Origin of the sequence: Stenotrophomonas sp. B1-1 (assembly GCF_010894375.1) — a bacterium.
GTDB lineage: Bacteria > Pseudomonadota > Gammaproteobacteria > Xanthomonadales > Xanthomonadaceae > Stenotrophomonas.
The window spans coordinates 20,479-27,187 of the sequence record NZ_JAAIUZ010000010.1 but is presented as its reverse complement, the minus strand read 5'-3'; the positions used below and the strand labels follow the sequence as shown (position 1 = coordinate 27,187).

Here is a 6,709-nt window from a genome sequence, read left to right as displayed (position 1 = left end):
CCGGCCCGATGGGGTCAGAGCCGTTTTCCTACAGAAAACGGATCCGACCCCGGACCTGAGGCCGCACCCGGCTCTGGTAGGTGTCGACCTTGGTCGACACAGCTTTTGTAGAGTCGAGCCATGCTCGACTGGCTCCGACCCCGGACCTGGCCTCAGGCCAGGTAAACCTGTCCGTCGCGCACATCCACCGGCACCGCGCGCAGACGATCGCCCTTGCACGGGCCCGCCACGCAATCGCCGCTGTCCAGCGCGAACGATGCGCCATGCGCGGCGCACACCAGATGGCCTTCGCGGCTTTTCAGGAACTGTCCCGGCGCCCAGTCCAGGCGGCGGCCGGCATGCGGGCAGATGTTCAGGAAGGCGCGCACCTGGCTGCCGTCCCGATACAGCACCACCGATTCGGCATCGCCGTCCACCAGCGCTTCAACCTCGGCAAAGGCCCCATCGGCAAGGGCTTCCAGAGCAATGAGGGCGGCAGCGGGGGTCGTCATGGCGAAGGCTCGAACGTAAAGCGGCATTGTCGCACGCGCGCTCAGGTCACTGGCTCTCACATGAACACAAGTCATTGATTGGTAATAAGCCAAGGCTATATTTAACGACTTTTTCACTCAATGACAGTGGCGCCTCCGGATACTGGCGGTTCGCTGATTTCAGCCTATCGAGCCGCCATGTTTACTCGTGCATCCGCCGTCCACCACTTCCGTACCCTGTTCGCGCCGCGCAAGCCGCGTAACCCGCTGGTGCGCATTGCCGTGGGCCTGCTGGGCCTGGCCATCCTGGCCGCCATGGTGTTCGTGGGCGTGTTCGTGGGCGCAGCGATGATCCTGATCGGGCTGGCGTGGAAGCTGCTGGCCTCGCGCAAGCCGGCCAGCGTCGGCCGTGCCGCCGACCCCAACGTGGTGGAAGGTGAGTACCGCGTGGTGCGTAAATCGGCGCTGTCCTCGCCGCGTTGAAGGCTGGCACCCGCTGACGGCGGGTGGCGTTAAGTTCTAGACTGCGGGCACGCCCTTCCTGGATGTCCGCATGTCCGATGTTTCCGATGTGATTGCCGCCTCCGCCGTGCCCCGCGTTCCCGTGGTGGGCGGTGGCAGCTTCCCCGTGCACCGCGTGTACTGCGTGGGCCGCAACTTCGCCGACCACGCACGCGAAATGGGTGCCGCAGTGCCGGCCGCCGATGATCGCGGCCGGCCGATGTTCTTCACCAAGCCGGCCGATGCCATCGTGGTCGGCCACGACGATGTGATTCCCTACCCGCCGGCCACCGCCAACCTGCACCACGAGGTGGAGCTGGTGGTGGCGATCGGCCGCGATGCACCGGCCGGTGAGCTGGCCGTGGCCGATGCCGACGCACTGGTGTACGGCTATGCCGTGGGCCTGGACCTGACCCGCCGCGACCTGCAGGCCGCCGCCAAGGAAAAGGGCCACCCGTGGGATTCGGCCAAGGGCTTTGATGCCTCCGCGCCGATCAGCGAGATCGTGCATGCCGGCGAAGTGGGTGATCTGGCCGCCCTGAATCTTTCGCTGGAAGTGAACGGCGAAGTGCGCCAGCAATCGCTGCTGGACCAGATGATCTGGAACGTGCCGGAAATCCTGCATGAGTTGTCCAAGCTGTGGCAGCTGCGCGCCGGCGATCTGGTGTTCATGGGCACGCCGTCGGGCGTGGCCGCACTGAAGCCGGGCGACCGTTTCAGCGCACGCCTGGAAAACGTGGCCGAGCGCCACGGCGTCATCGCTGGCTGACATCTGCTGCGTTACCCTGCGCCCTGTCCCCTCGCCCTCTGGAGAAGAACAACAATGGGAATGCTTACCGAGTTCAAGGAATTTGCGATGCGCGGCAACGTCATCGACCTCGCCGTGGGCGTGGTGATTGGCGCAGCCTTCGGCAAGATCGTCACCGCGCTGGTGGAAAAAATCATCATGCCGCCGCTGGGCATGCTGATCGGCAAGGTGGATTTCTCTGACCTGGCGTGGGTGCTTTCACCGGCCAGCATCGGCCCGGATGGCAAGGAGATTCCGGCGGTGGTGATCGGCTACGGCGATTTCCTCAACACGCTGGTGCAGTTCGTCATCGTGGCCTTCGCCATCTTCCTGGTGATCAAGGTGATCAACCGCCTGTCGCGCAAGAAGGAAGCCGCCCCGGCCGCCACGCCGGAAGACGTGCTGCTGCTGCGCGAAATCCGCGACAGCCTGAAGAAATAACGTGCCGGGCGCCGGTGCGCGCCCCGCCCGCCCGTAGAGTCGAGCTTGCTCGACTTCGCTCTTCAGTAGAGTCGAGCTTGCTCGACTGGCCCTTCCAAAGCAGTCGAGCAAGCTCGACTCTACGACAGCACGAAAGCCCCGCCCCGGCGGGGCTTTCGCTTTGCCGCTCATGGCCGGAAAACAGCATTCAGCCCCGGCATGACCTCCCACCCATGCGCGGCGCTGAACGACTGTTAAGCTCCAAGGCTTACACCCTTCCCGGAGCTGTCCATGCGTCGCCGCATTCTTGCCATCGCATCGTCCCTCGCCCTGTTGGCCGCGCCTGCGTTTGCGGCGCCCCGCACCACCACCCTGCCCCCGGCCTCGCTGGCCACGGCCGCGCAGCTGCGCGACCAGGCGCTGGCCGATGACACCGGCTGGAAGGTGGTCGAATCGCTGACCACCGAAATCGGCCCGCGTATTGCCGGCAGCGAGGCCGATGCCCGCGCCGTGGCCTGGGCCGAAGCCAAGTTCAAGGCATTGGGCTTCGACAAGGTCTGGAAAGAACCGGTGACCTTCCCCAAGTGGGAACGCCGCAGTGAACACGCCGCGGTGACCGGCAAGAACCCGCAGCCGCTGCAGATCACCGCGCTGGGCGGCAGCCCCGGCGGCACCGTGGAAGCCGAGGTGGTGCGCTTTGCCGACCTGGCCGCCCTGCAGGCCGCACCGGCCGGTTCGCTGAAGGGCAAGATCGCCTTCGTCGATTACCAGATGCTGCCGTTCCGCGATGGCCGCGACTACGGCCGTGGTGGCGCGATCCGCAGCAAGGGCCCGTCCGAGGCCATCCGCAAGGGTGCGGTCGGCTTCCTGATGCGCTCGGCCGGTACCGATTCGCACCGTGTGCCGCACACCGGCATCACCCGCTTCGACGATGGCCTGACCCCGGTGCCGTCGGCCGCGCTGTCGGTGCCCGATGCCGACCAGCTGGCCCGCCTGCTGGCCCGTGGCAGCACCACGGTGAAGGTGGCGCTGGACTGCGGGTGGGATGGCACGGCCACCTCGTACAACGTGATCGGTGAGATCACCGGGCGCAGCCTGCCCAAGGAAGTGGTGGTGATTGGCGGCCATCTGGATTCGTGGGACCTGGGTACCGGCGCGGTGGACGATGGCGCCGGCGTGGGCATCACCATGGCCGCCGGCCATCTGATCGGCCAGCTGAAGCAGGCACCCAAGCGCACGATCCGGGTGATCGCCTTCGCCAACGAGGAACAGGGTCTGTACGGCGGCAAGGCCTATGCCGAAGCACACGCCAAGGACGTGACCCTGCACCAGCTGGCTGCCGAGAGCGACTTCGGTGCCGGGCGCATCTATGCGTTCAACACCGGTTCGCCGAACCCGGAAGGGTCGCGCGAGGCGACCAAGCAGATTGCCGAGGTGATGAAGCCGCTGGGCATCGAGTACCAGGCCGACAAGGGCGGCCCGGGCCCGGACGTGGGCCCGCTGGCGGCCAAGGGCGGCGCATGGGCGTGGCTGGCACAGGATGGGTCGGACTATTTCCACCTGCACCACACCGCCGACGACACCCTGGACAAGATCGACCCGAAGGCGCTGGCGCAGAACGTGGCCGCGTACACCGTGTTCGCGTACCTGGCCGCCGAAGCCGATGGCAGCTTTGGCAGTGAGGCCAAGGCGACGGTTCCGCCGAACGAGTGATGCGGTAGCGCCGGGGCAAGAGCGGTGCGAACCAAGGTTCGCACCCACCAGGCAAGAGCATGGCCCGACGGTAGCGCCGGGCCATGCCCGGCGATCACCGCGGCAACAGCCGTGCGAACCAAGGTTCGCACCTACCAAGCGATTGCGTGGGATCAGCCTTCCCAGACCCGCGTGTTGCGTACGCCGATCTTCTGCGGGTTGAACAACGGATCGCGCTTGTTGCGCTTCTGCAGCTCGTAATCGCGAAGGGCGGCCAGCGCGGGCTTCTGCAGCAGTACGATGGCGATGATGTTCAACCAGCTCATCATGCCCACGCCGATATCGCCCAGCGACCAGGCCACGGTGGCGCTGTTCATGGCCGAATAGCCGGTGGCGGCCAGGAACAACAGTTGGAACACCCCCATCACCCACGGGCTGGGGCGGTCGCGGCACAGGTAGCTGACGTTGGTTTCGGCCATGTAGTACAGCGCCAGGATGGTGGTGAACGCGAACGGCAGAATCGCCAGCGCCACGAACGAGCGACCGAAGCCAGGCAATGCCGATTCCACCGCGTGCTGTACGAAGCGCGGCCCGGCCTCCACGCCCGGCAGATTGCCCAGCAGCAGCCGCGCCTCATCGGGAATGCCGTTCACCGCTGGGTCGTACACGTTGTACAGGCCGGTGGACAGGATCAGGAAGGCGGTAGCGCTGCACACCACCAAGGTGTCGATGTAGACCGAGAACGACTGCACCAGGCCTTGCTTCACCGGATGGGACACCTCTGCGGCAGCGGCCGGATGCGCGCCACTGCCCATGCCCGCTTCGTTGGACAGCACGCCACGGCGCACGCCCCACTGGATGGCCGTGCCGATCATCGCGCCGAAGGCCGCATCCACACCGAAGGCGCTGCGCACCACCAGCAGGATGACCTCGGGCAGCTTGTCCGCATTGATGACCATGACCACGGCGGTCACGCCCAGATAGGCCACGGCCATGATCGGCACTACCCATTCGGCCACGCGCGCAATGCGGCGCACGCCGCCGAACAGCACCACGGCCAGCACCACCAGCAGTACGCCCGTGGTCGCGGCCACCGGCACGTTCCAGGCTTCGTTCACCGCGCTGGTGATGGCGTTGGACTGGGTACCGGCCAGCATCGCCCCGGCCATCACCGTGACCACCGCGAACAGCACCGCATACCAGCGCTGGCCCAGGCCCTTTTCGATGTAGTACGCCGGCCCACCGCGGTACTGGCCCTTGCCGTCGCGGTCCTTGTAGATCTGCGCCAGGGTGGATTCGATGAAGGCGCTGGATGCGCCCAGGAACGCCACGATCCACATCCAGAAGATGGCCCCCGGGCCGCCGAACGCGATGGCCATGGCCACACCGGCGATGTTGCCCACGCCCACCCGGCTGGACAGCGACAACGACAAGGCCTGGAACGGCGACACGCCTGCGTCGGAACGTTCATGGCGGAACATCAGGCGCAGCATGTCCGGCAGCGCGCGCAGCTGGATGAAACGGGTGCGGATGCTGAAGTACAGCCCGGCCAGCAGGCACAGCATCACCAGCAGCGGGCTCCAGACCACGCCCAGCACGCTGTTGACGATGGATTCGACAGTCATGGCGTGCCCCCTTAGAAGAACATGCCCAGGGCGACCTGGGGGCTGATGATGCGGCCGCTGTTGCGCCCGGCCACGGTCACTTCCACGCCGGCGATCAGCCCCAGAGAGGGGCTGAAGTGGTACTCCACCGCCGGCGCCAGGGTGAGGTTGCGGCTGGCCGGGCGACGCTCGTCGATGCGCCGCACCTGACCATCGGCGCCGGGTGCAAAGCCGGTCAGGCGCTGGCCCGATTCGCGGCTGGCCGCGAACTCCATGACCCCGACCCAGCGCGAATTGAAGCTGTACTCGGCACCGACCGACAGGCCCAGCACCGAGCCTCGCGCGATGTGGCCCTGGAAGCCACGTTCAGTGCCATACACGCTGGCGCCGGAAATGGCCGTGCGCGACGGTGCAGGGCCGGCACTGAACTGCGCGCGCCAGCGCAGCGGCCTGTCGTTGGCCATCCATTCCACCTTCTGCACGCCCAGCGCCAGGGTGGTGCGCTGCACGCCATCGCCCTGCGCATCCAGCGCATTGCCGGTGATGCGGTCGTGGCTGCCGGTGCTGAAGCGCTGCACCAGCGCCAGCGAAACGGCCGGGGTAGTGCCATCGGCACTGGGGGCCTGCAGCAGGTACTGCAGGCGCGCGGTGGTATCGCCGGCGCGGAAGCCGCTACTGTGGGTGCTGCCCGATTCGGCGCGCGAGGCGCTCAGGTTGACCTGGCCGGTGACCCGTTCACTGAAGCCGTAGGCAATGGGCACCACCACCGCCCAGGCGCCGCTGCGTTCATTGCTGCGGTGGCGATCGCCGCTGTCGTCGAAGTACGCCGTGCTGTCCACGCGCACCAGATAGGGTTCGATGTACCAGTGCCCGGCCGCCATGCCGGCGGGATTGGGGGTGATCAGCGGGCCGGTGAAGTTGACGCCTTCCAGGCTGTGTTGCTGGGCCAGCGCACTGGCGCTGTGCAGCGTGCAGGCCAGCAGCAGGGCAACGGCAAGGGTAGAACGCGGGTGATGCATGACAGCCACTCCTGGACAACGTGGGATGGACTTCCACCCTGCGTCGCCAGGAACAGCGGACCAATAAGGAAAATTTCAAATCGTCATGCGTGCTTGACGCATTGGCGTGTGGGGCAAGTCTGCGGTTTTGGGTCAGAGCCCTTGCCTGTGGCAAGGGATCCGACCCGGATGCGCGGGGTCGGATCCCGCGTCGCAGGCGCGGGCCCCGACCCCATC

At 66.7% G+C, this 6,709-nt stretch carries 7 protein-coding genes; 4 read left to right on the top strand and 3 right to left on the bottom strand.

What is annotated here, in order from left to right:
• Positions 1–152: 152 nt before the first annotated feature.
• Entirely contained in the window at positions 153–491 is a 339-nt protein-coding gene (locus G4G00_RS07905; protein ID WP_108750913.1) for a Rieske (2Fe-2S) protein, read from the bottom strand.
• Positions 492–668: 177 nt separating this feature from the next.
• Here G4G00_RS07905 and G4G00_RS07900 point away from each other — a divergent pair, with 177 nt between their 5' ends.
• The 4 genes from G4G00_RS07900 to G4G00_RS07885 all read left to right on the top strand — a co-directional run bounded on the left by G4G00_RS07900 (position 669) and on the right by G4G00_RS07885 (position 3,891).
• On the top strand, positions 669–953 hold the full coding sequence (locus G4G00_RS07900) for a hypothetical protein (protein WP_108750914.1): 285 nt from the start codon (positions 669–671) through the stop codon (positions 951–953).
• Positions 954–1,023: 70 nt separating this feature from the next.
• Positions 1,024–1,740 carry a fumarylacetoacetate hydrolase family protein gene (locus tag G4G00_RS07895; RefSeq protein ID WP_164272386.1) on the top strand — a complete coding sequence of 239 codons (717 nt, stop codon included), beginning with the start codon at positions 1,024–1,026 and terminating at the stop codon, positions 1,738–1,740.
• A gap of 54 nt (positions 1,741–1,794) precedes the next feature.
• Positions 1,795–2,199, top strand: coding sequence for a large-conductance mechanosensitive channel protein MscL (mscL, locus tag G4G00_RS07890; RefSeq protein WP_108753980.1), 405 nt, complete (start codon positions 1,795–1,797; stop codon positions 2,197–2,199).
• 270 nt (positions 2,200–2,469) lie between these two features.
• On the top strand, positions 2,470–3,891 hold the full coding sequence (locus G4G00_RS07885) for a M28 family peptidase (protein ID WP_108753981.1): 1,422 nt from the start codon (positions 2,470–2,472) through the stop codon (positions 3,889–3,891).
• Between the two features lie 152 nt (positions 3,892–4,043).
• On the opposite strand, the gene G4G00_RS07880 is transcribed toward G4G00_RS07885, so the two are convergent.
• Positions 4,044–5,495, bottom strand: coding sequence for an alanine/glycine:cation symporter family protein (locus tag G4G00_RS07880; protein ID WP_108753982.1), 1,452 nt, complete (start codon positions 5,493–5,495; stop codon positions 4,044–4,046).
• An 11-nt stretch (positions 5,496–5,506) separates the two neighbouring features.
• Positions 5,507–6,493, bottom strand: coding sequence for a hypothetical protein (locus G4G00_RS07875; RefSeq protein ID WP_164272383.1), 987 nt, complete (start codon positions 6,491–6,493; stop codon positions 5,507–5,509).
• Positions 6,494–6,709 lie beyond the last annotated feature (216 nt).

What these genes read in the sequence shown, in the direction of transcription:
- G4G00_RS07880 (WP_108753982.1), bottom strand. Translation starts at nt 5,495, where the DNA reads ATGACTGTCGAATCCATCGTCAACAGCGTGCTGGGCGTGGTCTGGAGC.
- G4G00_RS07900 (WP_108750914.1), top strand. Translation starts at nt 669, where the DNA reads ATGTTTACTCGTGCATCCGCCGTCCACCACTTCCGTACCCTGTTCGCG.
- G4G00_RS07875 (WP_164272383.1), bottom strand. Translation starts at nt 6,493, where the DNA reads ATGCATCACCCGCGTTCTACCCTTGCCGTTGCCCTGCTGCTGGCCTGC.
- G4G00_RS07885 (WP_108753981.1), top strand. Translation starts at nt 2,470, where the DNA reads ATGCGTCGCCGCATTCTTGCCATCGCATCGTCCCTCGCCCTGTTGGCC.
- G4G00_RS07905 (WP_108750913.1), bottom strand. Translation starts at nt 491, where the DNA reads ATGACGACCCCCGCTGCCGCCCTCATTGCTCTGGAAGCCCTTGCCGAT.
- G4G00_RS07895 (WP_164272386.1), top strand. Translation starts at nt 1,024, where the DNA reads ATGTCCGATGTTTCCGATGTGATTGCCGCCTCCGCCGTGCCCCGCGTT.
- mscL (WP_108753980.1), top strand. Translation starts at nt 1,795, where the DNA reads ATGGGAATGCTTACCGAGTTCAAGGAATTTGCGATGCGCGGCAACGTC.